This is a genomic window from Shewanella sp. Pdp11 (genome assembly GCF_002838165.1).
In the GTDB taxonomy this organism is placed as follows: Bacteria; Pseudomonadota; Gammaproteobacteria; order Enterobacterales; family Shewanellaceae; genus Shewanella; species Shewanella hafniensis.
Genome location: NZ_CP015194.1, coordinates 2,800,966 through 2,818,136, shown reverse-complemented (window position 1 = coordinate 2,818,136; position 17,171 = coordinate 2,800,966). Strand labels below are relative to the sequence as shown.

The following is a 17,171-nucleotide window of genomic DNA, read 5'->3' as shown; positions in this document are numbered from 1 at the left end:
ATCTAGTACCTGTCGTGACTTGTTAGAAGTAGAAACTCATTAAGATAGAAGATATTAGCATGATTACATTCAGCACCAATTTAGGCGATATCACCATAGCACTCGACTTTGAACATGCGCCTGTCACGTCAAAAAACTTTGTCCGCTATTGTGAAGAAGGCTTCTTTGAGCACACGATTTTTCACCGAGTGATCAAAGGCTTTATGATCCAAGGCGGCGGATTTACCGCAAAAATGAAAGAAAAGCCGACCCATGAGCCTATCGTTAATGAAGCCAACAAAGGTCTAAGTAACACCATAGGCACCATCGCTATGGCTCGCACCGATGCCCCTCATTCAGCCACAGCGCAGTTCTTCATTAACACAGCCAATAATGACTTTTTAGACCATACAGCCACCACTAATAACGGTTGGGGCTACGCGGTATTTGGTAAGGTCACAGCGGGAATGGATATTATCCAGCAGATTGAAAAAGTCAAAACCACCACAGTCGCTGGCCACGAAGACGTGCCCCGCGACCCCATAGTTATCGAGAAAGTAACGATTAATATCCAAAGCTGACCGTTAAAACGATAAGACTTTCTTTTGATATAATAAATCGCTCAGTTTTAGCTGAGCGATTTATTATTTTTCGTAGCGGTTTTGAAAATTAATTATTTACCAAGGTGTAGGTGCAGCTTCGAGTTTTGCTTCAGCGAAATACAGCGACGGTAAGATACGTGACAAATAAGTGAATTCGTTATAACAGTGTCGCATGAGATTCAAGCCTATCTCATCAGAGACCTCTATCTTTTTATCGGGTTCCGGTTTCCGAGAAGAAAGCGACTTCTTAATACACAGCCAAATTCCGTATCTCGGGCCAAATGAACCATCTCACCACTAACAGGATCGCCTTCTGCATCTACCACAATATCCTCACCAAAACCAATCGTAGAGCAGATAGCGGCTGATACCCAGTTGTTATCCAGCGCCTTTCTCATATGCCGTTAATTCAAAAAAGTCCGTAGGTGCATGAAACTTAAGTTTGGCCGCGACTGGCGGAATATCTGCAAGGGACTCAACAGCTTCAATGGTTGCACCAATATAATTTTCCCCTTTAACCCACTTCTCGTCCCATCCTTTAAAAGCAACATGATCATGAGGATGCCACCATTTAATTTTTTGTGTTGAATCAAAATATCTGAACCACCAATCGAGCATCTCCCCCTTGCAACCATGCATATCGGTTCTTACTGCAACGAGTAATTCACCACTTGCTAGCCTTGAAAGTCCCATTTCAAGCTTTAGTGGTGCTGGGTTGAGTAAATCATGAATATCATCCACTGCCCAACATTTTGATGTTGCGATTTCTTTCATTCCATTTCTCCTACTCTATTTTGGAAACCAAGTTGGTTTCCAAAAAAATTACGCTTATAATTCGGTGTTGTCAAGGGAGAGAATTGATGCCAATTAACACTAACGAAATAAAGAAGCGCGGCCGTCCCACCACGGTTGGCGAAGAGACAAAAACGAAAATAGTGGCGGCGACATTGGATGTTTTGTTGGAATTAGGATACGAAAAAACCAGCCTAGATCAGATTGCCAGCCAAGCTAGCGTCGCCAAAAAAACAATTTACCGATTTTCTTCAGGAAAAGACGAGCTGATCCAATTAGCATTGCGTAGCTGGACTGATTCATTTAAATCATGCTTTGAAAAAAATGCGGCTTCGCTCGATGAGTTTGTGCAGCAGCTTGAGGACGGATTAGTCACGATTGGCGAACAAGTACTGAGCCCTAAAGCTGTTCGCCTTTTCCGGCTTTTACAGTCTGACTTTCCGGGTAGAGATGAATTGATAGCAAGCTATCAGCAACAGGGAATTCAACGCGGTAGGAAAATCTTACAACTATGGATGGTCAAGCATAGCGACCTTCACATCATTCGTGAGCAAGATTATGAAATACTGAGTAATCTACTACTCGCCATGGTCATTGCAGAACCACTACGAGAACTGGCTTTAAGGCAAACACCTTTAATACCGATTCGAGATAGAGCCCATAGCGCAGTGCAATTACTGTTACCGAGCTTCAGCCAAACTATCCCATAAAAATTGGGTATCTTATTGCCCTATTTAGGAAAAGTATTTTGTATTCGGCTGATTAACGCCACAGCCAAACAACTTGTCTCTATGCTATTTGCAGATATTGGACATATAAGATACGCGTAGCGGCGTTAGGCAAAATTAACCATCTGCATCTGATATTGCATCACGCAAGCATGAGAATATAGACATACCTTGAACTGGCTGCATAGTACCAGCAGAAAGCGGTAATTCATGTGAGTAAATTGGCTCTGCATCGGGACGCTTCAAGTAAGACTGACCATAGGTAAAATGTTGGCCAGATTCATCAATAGTGAGTCTACCGGCTACCACAGGTTCTGACTGTCCTCTAGGCCATTTCCAAACGAAGCATTGGTTACTAGAAGTCGTCATCCAAAATTACCTTTTTCCTTCTCACTCGATTAGGCAGCAGTGCTTCTATTTTCGCATTTGTTTTATGTTTAATGGCAAACCGATTTTCATCGGGTTCAAATAAGGAAACACCTAACACCCAAGCAGTTTCGAAGTAAAGTCCGATACTTACAGACGGATCACCCTTAAGGATCTTTATCATAGTGGGCTTAGATGCCCCAACTCGTGAACACAGCTCTTCTACTGTGATTTTCTTTTCCTTACGCTGGATTGAAAGCAGAGTTGCGAAATGAGCTAGTGCAGCACTAGCAACAGTGCCAATTTGAATTTTATTTCTTCCCACAGAAAATTACTCTTTACCATAAACTAATTAGAGTAAACAATATTTTACAAAACCCAAATGTCAAGTTAGATTGGTAAATACTAATTTACTGTAATAGTTTAAAAGTAAACTGTATTTTACTAAGTAAACAGTAGTTGAGATTGCAGTAAATGAACAACAGAGATCCAATCTGAACTCTTTATTGAGTGATTGGTTTAACGCGCTTCGGGAAAAAGAAGAACCGTAATGGAGTAATGCTTGCGCAGTTTTGCAGGTAGTTCAGGGGCGAGTTCTTGTCAAAATAAGACCATTGCTCGGCACGTAATCGCCTGAATGAAAATCTGAAAGACCTCTTTACACAACTGATGATGAAAGGGTTTATAAGCCACACCAATTGCGGTATTCATGTGAATACCGTTGAAAATTGTCATGGTTTGGGGGTAGTGATTAGTTTGTGTTTGGCGACTTAAGCTGATCACACCAAAAGCTTTTTTCAATCTATTTTTATGCCTGCGCTAAAGATCCTGTCTATGAGCAAGCCATGAGTAAAGAGCATTGGTCAGTCTCTAAATCGTATGGCACAACATAAAGCGTTAATTCAGGCTTGAACTCAAAGAGTGCCAATGCTTCAGTAAAACCGACATGTTTCGGATAAATCAGATATAAATCACCTTGGCCATTTAGGTATTTCTCGCCATAGGCATATAGCTGATACATATCTGCTTGATTCAGATTGTACTTATCTTTGGTCGTGTTAAGCGACGCATCAAGCAGTTTCCATTTAGTATCCATCACAGTGACAATTCGCGATTTATCATAAATCACAATGTCAGGTTTTAGCCTAAACCAGTCATTGCCATTGTGATGAGTCAGGCAATGGCTAGAAGCTTGTTGTTTTAACTTAAATTCCGGTGGCAATTGTCGCTGCAGTTGCTTAGCAACGTATCGCTCAAAGAGTTGTTCCATCGGAAATAAGAAAGATAAACCATTATGCTTACCTACCATGGCAACTGGAGACTGATAACTCAATATCAGCTCACACCATGGCTTTAAGGGACGATAATGGGCAAGACCCCTATCATCCTTCCACAGCCTAAAATCTAAAGCATGGTTACTAGACAACTCGATTTCATTAAATACAAATAGCAGTTCACACGCTAACTTTTGATTTGCACTCGAAGTAGACCATTTCAACACTTGTTTCAATGAGGAATGTAGTAATCGGTTTTCAGCGCGATTAGCATTATAGATATCATGTGCAACATGAAAATGATGTTGCCGTCCTGGACGTTGCCTCAGCTGTTTAGTAACTTGCAGTTGGCCTTTTAGATACGGAGATTCACGCTCAATACGCTGGTACTCATTTCTAATACCCTGCCTCACTAGCTTAGAAACCGCTGTCAGAAAGTGCGTGATCAGTAACTCATAAAGTGGTTGTTTCAACACTTGCAATTGAGATTGTTGAAACTCTTCAAGTTTTAACTTCTCAACACGAGCTAACATTTTTAGCAAAATTTTACGGGCCGAAACGGGATCGCAAGTATCGGTTGAAGTCTTAGGTAAAATTTCGATACGAGTCTTACAGGGCATTTCAAGCACACCAACAAAGTTAATCACTTGTAGTGCAACCGATGTGCCGTGACGTTTAACCTTGACTAATTCACGTTGACCTTCGCTCTTACTGACACCATTAGCCAACAACCACTCAAACGCTGACTTAGGGATTGAGTGACAATCTATGCTGTGATTGTTGCCGCCGTTAGTTAATAATGCAAACTCCCTCACGGTGACATCGTAAACCCTATTGCACTTCATAGATGCCTTTATATGCTTCAGGGTTACGCAATGCAGCTTTATTACGTTGATATGGTCTTATGCCATCTTGTGACCAGTCACTCCCCATCAGTGTTAATACTGAAGCGTCAGTGAACTTTTCTTCGATGAACTTCAGGCTAGGCTCAGACTTCAGATGATCACCTAACACTTGGCCAACACGTTCCCAATCTTCAAAAAAGTATTCTTCAAGCAAAGGTAATATTTCTAGCTCGAAGATACGTCCCAAACGCTCAATGGAAGGTTCATTTTTTAACGGTAAAAAGAAGCTATGCCCAACGGTATGTTCACGGTCATAAAGCAGCTCAATGCGTTGGTTAATGGTTTTTAGCAGCTTAGCTATGTCTATGCCCTCAACCTCAACATCTTTAAGTAACTCATGCTGTGGCATCATCTCCACAAATTCAAAACGACGACGCAGCGCAATATCGACTTGGGCTAATGACAGGGTGAGATCGCGAACAAATTTTAGCCATTCAAATGGGTAAGGCTTTTCAATTTAACGGCGTTGTGATCTGATACTCTCTTTTGTTGAGACCCTATCATGAGCCTTCTTTCCCTTACCAAGCACTTTGAACTTATTGAAGACCACCGACAGGCCGCCAAAGTGACTTATCCCTTGTTCGATGTGTTGTTCTTAACCGTGGTGGCGGTCATCGGTGGCGCTGAGGGCTGGGAAGATATTGAAGACTTTGGTCATTGTCACTTGGAATTACTGAAGAAGTATGGTGATTTCAGCAACGGTATTCCTGTTCATGACACCATCGCACGAATTATCAGCAAAGTTGATCCAGAAGCGTTGCAACAAGCGTTTATTTCATGGATGCAGGCAACCCAACAATTGACTCAAGGCCAAGTCATTGCCATTGATGGCAAAACCTTACGCGGTTCTTATAACAGAGAAGAGCGTCAGTCCGCTATTCATATGGTGAATGCTTTCTCTGTCACCCATGGTGTGGTGATGGGGCAACTTAAAACTGATGCGAAGTCTAATGAAATCACTGCTATTCCTGAGTTATTAGCCTTATTGGATATTAAAGGCGCACTGGTCACCATTGATGCTATGGGTACTCAAGCAGATATTGCGCATACCATCATAGACAGAGGTGCCGACTTCCTGTTAGCCGTCAAAGGCAATCAAAGTGTTTTGCATCAGCGGGTAAAAGAGGCCTTTGCCGCTCAGTCTGAGGAAGCAGAAAACGTCACTCAAATCGAGGCGCAACGTGGCCGAAAAGAATATCGGGAATACCAAACCATAGATGCACCCAAGGAGCTGATTGATACCAAATGGCCGACAATACAAACGTTTGGCAAAGTCATTAGCTATCGAGTACACAAAGGTAAAGGAAAGCTGCAGACACGTTACTACATCAGTTCCGCGATATTATCGGCCGAAGAGTTAGCCAGCGCAGCTCGTGGTCATTGGGCGGTTGAAAATCAGCTTCATTGGGTGTTGGATGTGACAATGAATGAGGATGCTTGCCAGATATCTCGAGGCGATGGAGCAGAAAATCTAGCAAGAATGCGGCAGGCTACCGTCAATATACTGAAAAAAGAACCGAGCAAATTAAGTCTACGGCGCAAGAGACGCCTAGCCGCAATGAATTCAGCGTATTTGGACAAGATAATAAATGCTTAAAAAACATTCACGCTCTTGCCCTGGCCATGCAAGCGTCTTAACAACAGAGAAACACTATCTTAAATGGAATAAATCTCCAAACAAAGTAGAACGAGATAGCGCATCCCAAAAGATAAATTCTATTTTTGAACGGTTCACAACCGCTCAAGGGTAACTATAGAGCTGCTTACATTAGATAAAATAAGCATGCCAATATCCAGCATTATTAAGGTTCTAAAAAATCACCGGAACAATGCTGGTTTCAACATTTCAACTGTTCTTCCCTTCACATTAGCTAAGCAACATTTCAGTTGTTTTCACCCCATCAAATAATTCTAGAAACTGTCGAACTAACATAGATGATTTTTTACACACCTACACTTGATAACATACCAACTGCATGTATGCCTAAGATGGGTAGATAAGTGCTGAATGAGTGAAAGAATATCACTAAGGTAAAACCGGAAAAAATGATTGGAAGGGAGATTTTAGGCTAAACAACTATATTAAAATCCACATCTGGATCCCAAATAGTTCCCAAAACAAAAACAGCGACTCGTAAGTCGCTGTTTTTGTTTAAGAATTTGGCGGTGAGAGAGGGAGTCGAACCCTCGATACGTTACCGTATACACACTTTCCAGGCGTGCTCCTTCGGCCACTCGGACACCTCACCATATGTCGATTTATGTTAGCGTGGTTAATCTTTCACGTTTAACAATCGCTAGCGATTTTATATAGCCTTGCCGAGAGGCTTTCATCGTTAACGGAGCGGTACTGTACGCAAAAGCCTAAAGGGGGTCAAGTAAAAAAAACTCAGTTTCAGGCGGTTGCACAATTGCTAAACAAACCAGCGTCATTTCCTGAATCTTTTCACCGTTTTATGCCGTTAATTGACGGTAAATTTGTTTACTTCTTTCGACATTAAATTTGCGTCAAACGTTAGGGCTTTGGTCAGCTCCCTAAGCTCATCGGAGATCCTTTGGGTATTAAGGTAAATCTCACTGATCTTCAGTGCATTACGATTTACGTCTTCGGATACCGCCGATTGCTCATGGGTTGCTGTGGCAATTTGCTCGTTCATTCGATCAATGATGTCGACTTGCTCTACAATGCGTTTCAGTTCGATACCCGCTTTCTCAGCTTCATGAACGCTGTTGTTTGCCTGTGCCAAGCCCCTTTCCATGGCTTTTACTGCAATGATCGCCCCCGTTTTTAATCTGTCGGTCATATTTTTAATATCGGAAGTAGAAGTTTGCGAGCGCTGCGCTAAACTGCGGACTTCATCAGCGACAACGGCAAAACCGCGGCCCATTTCCCCTGCTCGTGCAGCTTCAATCGCAGCATTGAGCGCCAGTAGATTGGTTTGCTCAGCAATACTGCTGATCACATCGAGCACAACGACTATACCGTGGATCTCTTTATCCAATTCATTTATCGCTTGAGATGCACCACTAATATCATCTGCCAAAGCCTTAATTGATATACCTGTACGGCCAACTTCAATGTTACCTGACTTTGCCTCACGATTAGCGGCCGAGGACGCTTCGGATGCCTGTACGGCATTGCTGGCAATTTCGGTCACTGTCGCGCTCATTTCTGTCATAGCTGAGGCTACTTGCTCTGCCTCGCTGTGACCCGCCATCACATCTTGCTCCATGGCGTGGGAACAAAGGTCCATTTGGGCTACCGCTTGCTGTAGCTTCGCGCCGCTAGCACGCACATGTAGGATAACCTTTTCAAAATCACTCATCATGTCGTTAAAGGCGATGGCAAGTTCACCAAACTCATCCGAGCTTGTTTGAGTCAAACGCACACTCAAATCATAATGTTTACGGGCTTGTGTAATAGTCGAATACAAATGATGCACACTGTCGTGCAAGTAGCGGATCACAGATAAACTCAGTATCAAGACTATCGCTAATACTGAGATTAAGGTCGTGAGCACTAAGAACATTTTCTCATTTGCTGAGGATAATCTCTCATGGGTGATCTTGAGTAAATCAGCTGAGACCTGTTGCTCATACTCACGTAATAACTCAATCCGCGCGGTTGATTTACTAAACCAATCTTCTGGGCTTTGTTGTTGAATTTTTTGATTATCTTGCTCAAACGCAATTTGACGTAACAGTTCAACGTCATGCATTGCAGCTGAACTCTGTAAACGGTTAAATGCAGCGGATAAATCCATTGAGGCTAAGGCTAAAAACCTTTCTTGGTAGGTATTTTGCTCCGAGACTAAAGTGATAAATTTTGCATAAACCTTAGGCTTAAATCCGGCTTGACCAAAGGTTGAGCTGAGTACTGCCCTTTCAATCCCCGCCCTCTCCTTCAATTGCAAAAAGGCACTAAAAGCCGCGGCTTTAATGGCGATTTCTTGGTTGGCGCCAGTTTTAGCGGTTTCATCGACTATCGCCAGTAATATCTTATTTAATTCTGTGTAATAGGCGACTTCGTCGGCAACGCTGATACTTAAACTGTCCACCTGTGAGCGAATTGAATTTAATCGCCCTAACTGTGAATTAAGTTCCTTAAGCTTAGGAGCAAATATCGCTGGCAGCTGATTTTGGGTGATAAATTGCTGGTAGAGACTCAGCTGTGTATCCGTAAGCTGTCTTTGACCAGGGATTTTCGCGGCAAAGGCTTTTCCCGCAGAGCCAAGAAATCCAGCGCTCATTCCGCGCTCTTTTTGTAATTCGTGCACTAAATTACTGTTTGTCACAGCCAACTCACTCAATTGCACCACTAAGGTTAAATCTTGCTTATATTCATACTTTTCAATGAGGTAAAGGGAGCCGCAGAGGAAACAAGCTAATAAGGGAGGCAAAACGACCATTAATAATTTTTGTTTTAGACTGAGATTACCAATCCATTGCCATTTCATAGAAATTTCCTTTTAAACGAATTTTTAACTAAATTAGCGAACACTAGGTATAGCATAAGATTATGCATAGGACGACTAAGGTTTGTAGAAAAGTAGTCGCTAATATACTGATAAACTTCGACTTCATGCCTTTCTTTAAAGGTGAAAAAAAGCGCTGACTTATCAAGTGCACTCAGGATAAACCGATAAAATTCAAAAAAATTAGCGTACAAATAAAAACGCACAGGAATAATACCTGTGCGTTTATTGATAAAAGTACGATGAATCCTGCGGAGTAATACTTAGCTAAAGAGCTGCGGAAATAATCCCTTAACACCTGCCGCAATCACTTCAATACCTATGGATAGCATTAATAGCCCCATAAGACGGGTAATCACGTTAATACCCGTTTTGCCGAGGATCTTATAAATGATAGATGCCATTCTAAACAGGCCAAAACTCACTAAACCAAACACTATCACAGTAATGAACATCGCAATAATATTCGACAATGAATTATGCTCGGCGGCAAAGACGATCACTGAACTGATAGCACCAGGTCCCGCCATCAGTGGCAAAGCCAAAGGCACAACCGCCACAGATTCCATCGCCGAGGATTCGCGGTCTTCTTCTTGGTTGCGTTTCACTTCGCCTAATTTACCTTGCAACATCGACATCGCAATAATGGCAATCAAGCTGCCACCCGCGATCCTAAAGGCTGAAAGCGAAATGCTGAACATATTCAAAATGTGCTGCCCCGCCACAATCGTGACCAAGAGGATCACCACAACCGCAAAGTTCGCTACTTTACCCGTGTGATTCCGCTCAGCCTCCGTTTGATGGCTCGTTAAGCTCACAAACACAGGCAACAAGCCAACCGGATTAATGATGGCAACGAGGCCAAGAAAAAATTTAACGTAAAGAGTTAACTCCAAGGGACTATCCTTAAGTGCGTGTCACGCCGTCTTCATCAAAATAAGCTTGAGGGCAAGTATAGTATCTCAAGCGCTATTGACTGAAAAATGAGATTTTTGAGGTTAAATCACAACTTCGAATAATATTTAGTTATCGAAGCCGATGCATTTTCAGCGCAATTTTAAACAAACAAGTTACCCTAAGTGTAGTTTTATTACATAAAAGCACGATATTGTCGTTGATATCACACTTTCAACGCGGCTTTAGGTGTAATTTTCTACCATAAAGAGGATTTAGTGAATGCCTTGATTCACTAAATCTTTTTAGGAGTATTAATCATGACAGTGACCAATGCACAAGAACTGGATCTCATGGTCGAGCGAGTGGCCAAAGCACAAGCCGAGTATGCAACATTCAGCCAAGCGCAAGTCGATAAAATTTTCCGCGCAGCGGCCCTTGCCGCTGCCGATGCGCGTATCTCGCTGGCGAAAATGGCCGCCGTAGAAACTCGCATGGGTGTCGTTGAAGACAAAGTGATTAAAAACCACTTTGCCTCTGAGTATATTTATAACAAATACAAAGATGAAAAAACCTGCGGGATTTTATCTGAAGACGTCACCTTCGGCACTATCACTATTGCTGAACCTGTGGGCATCATTTGTGGCATAGTACCGACCACGAACCCCACATCGACCGCGATATTTAAGGCCTTAATCAGCCTTAAAACCCGTAACGCGATTATCTTCTCGCCCCACCCAAGGGCCAAAGTTTCAACCACAACTGCGGCAAAGTTAGTGCTGGATGCTGCAATAGCTGCGGGTGCGCCTAAAGACATTATTGGCTGGATTGATGAGCCTAGCGTCGCACTGTCGAATCAATTGATGACTCACCCTAAAGTCAATTTGATCCTCGCAACAGGTGGCCCTGGCATGGTGAAAGCCGCCTACTCTTCCGGTAAACCCGCGATTGGCGTAGGTGCGGGTAACACGCCTATTGTTATCGATGAAACCGCCGACATCAAACGCGCAGTCAGTTCGATTCTCATGTCGAAAACCTTCGATAACGGCGTGGTCTGTGCCTCAGAACAAGCTGTGATTGTGGTTGACAGTATTTATGAGCAAGTAAAAGAGCGCTTTATCTCTCACGGTGGCTACATGCTATCGAAGGATGAAACCGCGGCGATGCAGCAGGTCATTTTAAAAAATGGCGGTTTGAATGCCGATATCGTTGGCCAAAGCGCCGCCAGTATCGCGCAAATGGCGGGTTTTGAAGTGCCGCACTGGACTAAGGTTCTGATTGGTGAAGTCACCGACATTTGCGACAGCGAAGCCTTCGCCCATGAAAAATTATCACCACTGCTTGGCATGTACCGTGCCATCGACTTTAACGATGCCATGGATAAAGCTGAAGCTTTAGTTGCACTTGGCGGTATTGGCCACACTTCAGGGCTTTATACCGACCAAGATACCCAAACTGAACGTGTTCATGCCTTTGGTTTTAGAATGAAAACAGCACGTATCTTGATCAATACCCCTGCCTCACAGGGCGGGATTGGTGATCTGTACAACTTCAAACTAGCGCCTTCGCTGACGTTAGGCTGTGGTTCTTGGGGCGGCAACTCGATTTCAGAAAACGTTGGCCCGAGTCATCTGATTAACAAAAAAACCGTCGCTAAGAGGGCCGAAAACATGTTGTGGCACAAGCTTCCTGCATCTATCTATTTCCGCCGCGGCAGTTTACCCATCGCACTTGAAGAACTAAGCGATAAAAAACGCGCGCTGATCATCACCGACAGATTTTTGTTTAACCACGGTTATTGCGACGAAACTATGCGGATTTTAAAGGCCCAAGGCCTTGAAACCGAAATCTTTTACGATGTTGAAGCCGACCCCACTCTAGCCATAGTCTGTCAAGGCGCTAAGGTGGCCCAAAGCTTTAAACCCGATGTGATTATTGCGCTCGGCGGCGGCTCGCCAATGGATGCGGCTAAGATTATTTGGGTGATGTACGAGCATCCCGATGTGGATTTTGCCGATTTGGCGCTGCGTTTTATGGACATTCGTAAACGTATCTACAAATTCCCTAAAATGGGCACCAAAGCCATGATGGTGGCTATTCCAACTACCTCAGGCACGGGCTCAGAAGTCACGCCTTTTGCGGTAGTGACAGACGAAATTACCGGTAAAAAATACCCGATTGCCGATTATCAACTCACGCCCAACATGGCGATTGTTGATCCTAACCTAGTGATGGACATGCCCAAATCTCTCACCGCCTTTGGTGGCATAGATGCGGTGACCCATGCTCTTGAAGCCTATGTCAGCGTGATGGCAAACGAATATAGCGACGGCCAAGCACTGCAAGCCCTCGACTTACTGTGCAAATATTTACCCGATGCGTACAACTTGGGCTCACAGTCACCTGTCGCCCGTGAAAAAGTCCACAATGGCGCTACCATCGCAGGTATCGCCTTTGCTAACGCTTTCCTCGGGATTTGCCACTCAATGGCGCACAAACTGGGCGCCGAGTTCCATCTCGCCCACGGCTTAGCCAATGCGCTACTGATCAATAACGTAATACGCTTTAACGCAACGGATCTGCCCACTAAGCAAGCGGCCTTTAGCCAATACGACAGGCCAAAAGCCCTGTGCCGTTATGCTGCCATCGCAGATCACTTGAAACTAGGCGGAAAAACGGATGAAGAAAAAGTCGAAAAATTGCTTGAGAAAATCACACACCTCAAGAAGACGATTGGCATTCCTGCTTCTATCCAAGAAGCCGGCGTCAACGAAGCCGACTTCCTCGCCAAGTTAGATGAATTAGCCGAAGATGCGTTCGATGATCAATGTACCGGTGCCAATCCACGTTATCCCTTGATTAACGAGCTGAAACAACTGTTCCTCGATAGCTATTATGGCCGCGACTATAGCGACAACAACTAGGTAATCACCTAACTATGCTAAGCGCGTGCTAAATAAACGTAGCGCGACATAAATGAAAAAGCCCTCGAATGAGGGCTTTTTACTGCGTGATGCACCGTGGTTTACCCAGTTAATGAGTGACTTAATCGATGTGTTAACAACACGCACGCAAAATCACTTCACTAGCCGCTAGCTCAACTTACGAGCACTAAGCTAATCATCCATAAACTTAATATCAATAAACTGGTCATCACAACAAACAGCGACTAACGCTGCGCCAGTACATAATCGATGGCGCTGGTGATGGCCGCAACCTGCGCCAGATTACATTCGGCAGGCGTGGCTGTTGGGCTATCTGGGTACACTTCTGTCGTGGTGTTATAGATACAACCCGTGACGCTGCTGCAAAGCCCTAATGACTTAAGCGGGTAGTTAATCACCCCGTGCTGCACCACAGTCGAGCCAATGATCTCACCTTTCTCGTCGGCAGGAGCAATGTGCGTCACTTTGCTCACGCCATCGATAATGGCTTTTTGGAAAGCATCCATTGAATGTTCGGTATCACCCACAGCATAAAAGCCATCTGGGATAGTGCCTTTGTCATATTCAATGCCATCACGGGCGCAAAGCGCTGGGCGAAACTCTAACTCATCTGAATCTGTGGTTTCATGCAAATCCACATGCACATCAAAACCTTGCGCAACTGAAGCAACTAAAGCCATCAAGGCCGCCGATTCTTCTGCTGGGCTGTTGGCATAGAATGAACGGTTCGGATCGATAACCTTGGGATTCCAGCGATTAATCGTCTCGTAACCCCAAGGACTCACGCACACGGCAATCACTAAATTCACCTGTTGCACGTAATTCGCCACTTCATTCGTTAAAAAGGCTAATGCGCCATGCACACCGCTGGTCTCGTAACCATGCACGCCGCCAGTCACCAGCACGGTTGGCTTTTGTGGATCAAACTGTTGGCTTTTTACCGCAAATAATGGGTAAAGCTCAGCATTAATAGATAAGGCGCCATATTGCACAATGCCAAGCCCAAGCGTAGATAGCTCTTCTTCCATCGCCTTGAGTGGCGTCACTACATCATCCTGATATGAACGCTTGATTTGGGTGCTCGCCAGCCATGCGGCTTTTTCAGTCTCGCCCCATTTCTCGCCAGCGGTGCCGATGGGATAAAATGTTAAATTTGCCATAATTCCTCTATTTTTAGTTCTATTCGGTAAAGTTCTTTTTATTCCAGCTCTTTTTATTCAAGTTCTGTTCGTTCAAGTTCTTTTCGCTCAAGCTTTTTCGTTGAATTGCTATTCAGTCGGATGATAGTGCTCGTGTTTGGATGATAAATGAGTACAGCCGACTCAAAGCGTCAACTGCATGGGAATATCGCGGATCCCGCCGCGCTCTCGCTCGGGTCCAAGGGGCACAAAGCCAAAGCCTAAGTACACAGCTTGTGCATTCAGCGCCGAGTTCACGGTAAATACGCCCGGATTGCCTTGGGCTAAACATTGAGTTTTTGCATGTTCCCATAACATTCGCGCTACGCCTTGTCCCTGCGCATGGGAGGCAACAAAAAGATGATATAAGTGACTATTCGCCTTCATCCCCACTACACCTGCAAGTTGGCCCGAGTCCGTTATGGCGACATGATACTGATAACCCATAGCAAAGTAGCTACCAATCGCTTCAATCGACATGGCATTCACTAAGATTGCAGCGCCCTCTTCAGTGCATGTTGGAGCGATAAAGTCTTGGGTTAACTGAGTGAGCAATTCGCTTATTTCAGGGATATCAGCTAAGGTTGCGGCTCGAATATTCATCTTAACTCCTTGATTAAAAATAAATCCATTACATGACGCAATAAAAAGCCAGAACAGAGTCCTGGCTTTTTAAGACGCTTGAACAAAAGACGCTTCGCGTAAAACACTTTAATAGTTAATCACATCAAACGACTCGCCGATGATAACCCTATCAGGGCGAGCCTTACGTCTTTTATTACACTCTCATTCACTGTTTGTTATTAAACAGTCTGTCATTCAACAGTCCGTTATTGTGCTAGCAGTTACTGCTTAGTCCAGCGGTCCATCCAACGGAATACATTGGCGTACCATTGCTCTAGGTTTTCAGGCTTTAAGATCCAGTGGTTTTCATCTGGGAAAATCAACAACTCAGATGGAATACCTTTACGCTGCATAAAGCTAAATGCCGCTAAACCTTGATCATAAGGCACACGGAAGTCTTTCTCACCGTGAATAACTAACATGGGGGTTTTCCAGTTTTCAACATAATTCACTGGGTTAAACTTCTCATATAAGGCTTTGTTATCTGAGTAAGTACCGCCAAATTCGTACTCAGGGAACCATAACTCTTCGGTCACATGGTACATAGAACGCATGTCGAACAGGCCAGCGTGGTCAACAAGACACTTGAAACCATCGTTCCAGTTACCTTGGATCCAGTTCATCATGTAGCCGCCGTAAGAACCGCCAAGTGCACAGGCGTTTTGCGGATCGAGCCATTTTTGTTGTTGGCTCACTGCCGCTAGGCCTTTTTGCAGATCTTCTAATGGCTTACCGCCCCAATCTTGGCTGATAGAATCCGTAAAGGCTTGACCGTAACCGGTTGAGCCGTGGAAATCCACCATGACAACGCCATAGCCTGCACCCGCCCATAACTGCGCGTTCCATCGACCGCTGAAGGCATTACCAAATGAACCCTGCGGTCCACCATGCACTAAGTAGGCAATCGGGTATTTTTTACCTTCTTGGAAATTAGCCGGTTTGATCCAGTAACCGTAGACGTCTTCGTTATTCCAACCCTTGAAGCTGAACTGTTCAAACTTACCGAACTTGATCTCGGCTAGCTTGTCTTTATTCACTTCGGTCAGACGCTTAAGCCCTTGGCCATCTGTAGTGATACTGTAGAGATCGCCTGGCTCAACTAAGGTTTTGCTGTCGAAAATCAGTTCATCGTTAGTGACCGCAATTAAGCTGTTTGTGCCATCGCTGTAGATAGAACGCACATCGCCAAATTGGGTATTTACTTGGAAAATAGACACTTGGCCTATGTCTTGCGCCGTGACATACAAGGTACGATTGTCAGGGGCAAACATCAGTGAGCTTGGGCTACGATCCCACAATGGCGCTACTTCTTTAGTTTGGCCAGTGGTTGTGTCACGCAGCATGATGCCGTAACGATCCGCTTCAAAACCCGGTTTCTTCATCGCTAAATAGGCCATATAACGGCCATCGCTCGAAAACGTTGGCTGTGCATCCCATGCGAGATTGTCTTTGGTTAAGTTAGTTGCAGTGCCGCCCGTGACTGGCACTTGCCACAAATCATAGTTAGTGGTCCAAGCTTGATCTTTGCTCGGCGCTTTAGCGCTATAAACGACGAATTTACCGTCTGGGGTGAAGGTCACTTCTTCCATACCCGAGAATGGTTTTGGCGGCGTTTCAGTGTCTAAACCTTGGGTGACATCAACCACTTTAGTCAGTTTCTCACCGTTGACTGCGCCAACAAATAAGTGGCTACGGGCATGATCTTCCCACGTATCCCAATGGCGGACCATTAACTGCTTGTATTCGCGCCCCGTCGATTTACGCTCAGATTCAGCGGTAAATTTATCCTTTGAGCAGGCTAAATCCTTACACTCTGGGAATACACGCATGCTGAGTACAACTTGTTTACCGTCGTTTGATAGTTTGTAACCATCTATATCCAAAGGTAAATCAGAAACTTGAACCGCTTCACCGCCCGTTAATGGCAGTTGGAATAGCTGGCTTGAACCGCTACGACCGGCAAGGAAATAAATTGATTTGTCGTCAGTGGCGAAACTCACATCGTGCTCAGTGCCTGCGGCAGAGGTCAGTTGTAACGGCTTCGCTTTAGTGTCAGTCAGATCCAATAGATACAGATCAGAACTGCCCTCTCCCTTATCGTTTACCGTTTTAAGACCATAAACTAATTTAGTGCCATCGTGGGACACTGTCGCAGAATGCATTTTATTGAGTTTAATGAGTTGTTGCACAGTAAAAGGCGTTGGATCGGCCGCTTGGGCTGATAACGCCAAGCCTGCGGCGCCGAGCGCCAATAGGAGAGGAGCTATTTTCATTGTTATGTCCGTCTTTTGTTGAACAGGTTCGAGGCTTGCAAATATTCGATAATCATCATTGCTGCAAACACGAATGTTAAAAACGATCTGAGATCGTATCTTTTGAAGATAAGCTTGCCACACTATCGAAACAAAA

16 protein-coding genes and 1 tRNA gene are annotated in these 17,171 nt (G+C 44.4%); 4 read left to right on the top strand and 13 right to left on the bottom strand.

Annotated features, from left to right (window positions below; genetic code table 11):
• Positions 1-59: 59 nt before the first annotated feature.
• Complete coding sequence (locus AYJ58_RS12485) at positions 60-560, top strand: peptidylprolyl isomerase (protein ID WP_106650370.1); 501 nt, start codon at positions 60-62, stop codon at positions 558-560.
• A 96-nt stretch (positions 561-656) separates the two neighbouring features.
• Here the strand turns inward: AYJ58_RS12485 and AYJ58_RS22205 are convergent, their stop codons facing one another.
• From AYJ58_RS22205 to AYJ58_RS21920, 3 genes are read right to left on the bottom strand one after another with little or no spacing between them, the layout of a single operon-like run.
• Positions 657-755 carry a hypothetical protein gene (locus AYJ58_RS22205; RefSeq protein ID WP_220777925.1) on the bottom strand — a complete coding sequence of 33 codons (99 nt, stop codon included), beginning with the start codon at positions 753-755 and terminating at the stop codon, positions 657-659.
• A gap of 29 nt (positions 756-784) precedes the next feature.
• Complete coding sequence (locus AYJ58_RS22200; RefSeq protein WP_198555444.1) at positions 785-979, bottom strand: DAPG hydrolase family protein; 195 nt, start codon at positions 977-979, stop codon at positions 785-787.
• A complete protein-coding gene (locus tag AYJ58_RS21920) occupies positions 960-1,355 on the bottom strand; it encodes a DAPG hydrolase family protein (RefSeq protein WP_198555442.1) in 396 nt (131 codons plus the stop codon). Before AYJ58_RS21920 ends, AYJ58_RS22200 begins: the two co-directional genes overlap by 20 nt.
• A gap of 86 nt (positions 1,356-1,441) precedes the next feature.
• On the opposite strand from AYJ58_RS21920, the gene AYJ58_RS12475 reads away from it, so the two are divergent.
• Positions 1,442-2,083 carry a TetR/AcrR family transcriptional regulator gene (locus AYJ58_RS12475; RefSeq protein WP_157825774.1) on the top strand — a complete coding sequence of 214 codons (642 nt, stop codon included), beginning with the start codon at positions 1,442-1,444 and terminating at the stop codon, positions 2,081-2,083.
• Positions 2,084-2,218: 135 nt separating this feature from the next.
• Here the strand turns inward: AYJ58_RS12475 and AYJ58_RS12470 are convergent, their stop codons facing one another.
• The 4 genes from AYJ58_RS12470 to AYJ58_RS12455 form a co-directional block, all read right to left on the bottom strand.
• Positions 2,219-2,470 (bottom strand): hypothetical protein, encoded by a 252-nt coding sequence (locus AYJ58_RS12470; RefSeq protein WP_198555440.1) that lies wholly within the window; start codon positions 2,468-2,470, stop codon positions 2,219-2,221.
• Positions 2,457-2,792, bottom strand: coding sequence for a helix-turn-helix domain-containing protein (locus AYJ58_RS12465; protein WP_012089066.1), 336 nt, complete (start codon positions 2,790-2,792; stop codon positions 2,457-2,459). The genes AYJ58_RS12470 and AYJ58_RS12465 overlap by 14 nt, the downstream gene beginning before the upstream one ends.
• Before the next feature lie 507 nt (positions 2,793-3,299).
• On the bottom strand, positions 3,300-4,586 hold the full coding sequence (locus tag AYJ58_RS12460; RefSeq protein WP_106650368.1) for an McrC family protein: 1,287 nt from the start codon (positions 4,584-4,586) through the stop codon (positions 3,300-3,302).
• The gene (locus AYJ58_RS12455) at positions 4,573-4,998 is read right to left on the bottom strand and encodes a hypothetical protein (protein ID WP_198555438.1); all 426 of its coding nucleotides are present in this window, start codon (positions 4,996-4,998) and stop codon (positions 4,573-4,575) included. The genes AYJ58_RS12460 and AYJ58_RS12455 overlap by 14 nt, the downstream gene beginning before the upstream one ends.
• Before the next feature lie 150 nt (positions 4,999-5,148).
• Between AYJ58_RS12455 and AYJ58_RS12450 the strand changes: the two genes are divergently transcribed.
• Positions 5,149-6,243, top strand: coding sequence for an ISAs1 family transposase (locus AYJ58_RS12450; protein ID WP_106650367.1), 1,095 nt, complete (start codon positions 5,149-5,151; stop codon positions 6,241-6,243).
• A 564-nt stretch (positions 6,244-6,807) separates the two neighbouring features.
• Here the strand turns inward: AYJ58_RS12450 and AYJ58_RS12440 are convergent.
• The 3 genes from AYJ58_RS12440 to AYJ58_RS12430 form a co-directional block, all read right to left on the bottom strand.
• A tRNA-Ser gene (locus AYJ58_RS12440) sits at positions 6,808-6,895 on the bottom strand.
• A 213-nt stretch (positions 6,896-7,108) separates the two neighbouring features.
• On the bottom strand, positions 7,109-9,103 hold the full coding sequence (locus AYJ58_RS12435) for a methyl-accepting chemotaxis protein (protein WP_106650366.1): 1,995 nt from the start codon (positions 9,101-9,103) through the stop codon (positions 7,109-7,111).
• Between the two features lie 281 nt (positions 9,104-9,384).
• Positions 9,385-10,017, bottom strand: coding sequence for a YchE family NAAT transporter (locus tag AYJ58_RS12430; protein ID WP_006081420.1), 633 nt, complete (start codon positions 10,015-10,017; stop codon positions 9,385-9,387).
• Positions 10,018-10,335: 318 nt separating this feature from the next.
• Between AYJ58_RS12430 and adhE the strand changes: the two genes are divergently transcribed.
• Complete coding sequence (gene adhE, locus AYJ58_RS12425; protein ID WP_106650365.1) at positions 10,336-12,939, top strand: bifunctional acetaldehyde-CoA/alcohol dehydrogenase; 2,604 nt, start codon at positions 10,336-10,338, stop codon at positions 12,937-12,939.
• A 245-nt stretch (positions 12,940-13,184) separates the two neighbouring features.
• On the opposite strand, the gene AYJ58_RS12420 is transcribed toward adhE, so the two are convergent.
• The 3 genes from AYJ58_RS12420 to AYJ58_RS12410 all read right to left on the bottom strand — a co-directional run bounded on the left by AYJ58_RS12420 (position 13,185) and on the right by AYJ58_RS12410 (position 17,035).
• Entirely contained in the window at positions 13,185-14,120 is a 936-nt protein-coding gene (locus AYJ58_RS12420; RefSeq protein ID WP_106650364.1) for a M14 family metallopeptidase, read from the bottom strand.
• 162 nt (positions 14,121-14,282) lie between these two features.
• Entirely contained in the window at positions 14,283-14,741 is a 459-nt protein-coding gene (locus tag AYJ58_RS12415) for a GNAT family N-acetyltransferase (protein ID WP_106650363.1), read from the bottom strand.
• A 242-nt stretch (positions 14,742-14,983) separates the two neighbouring features.
• Positions 14,984-17,035 (bottom strand): dipeptidyl-peptidase 5, encoded by a 2,052-nt coding sequence (locus tag AYJ58_RS12410; RefSeq protein WP_106650362.1) that lies wholly within the window; start codon positions 17,033-17,035, stop codon positions 14,984-14,986.
• Positions 17,036-17,171: the final 136 nt, after the last annotated feature.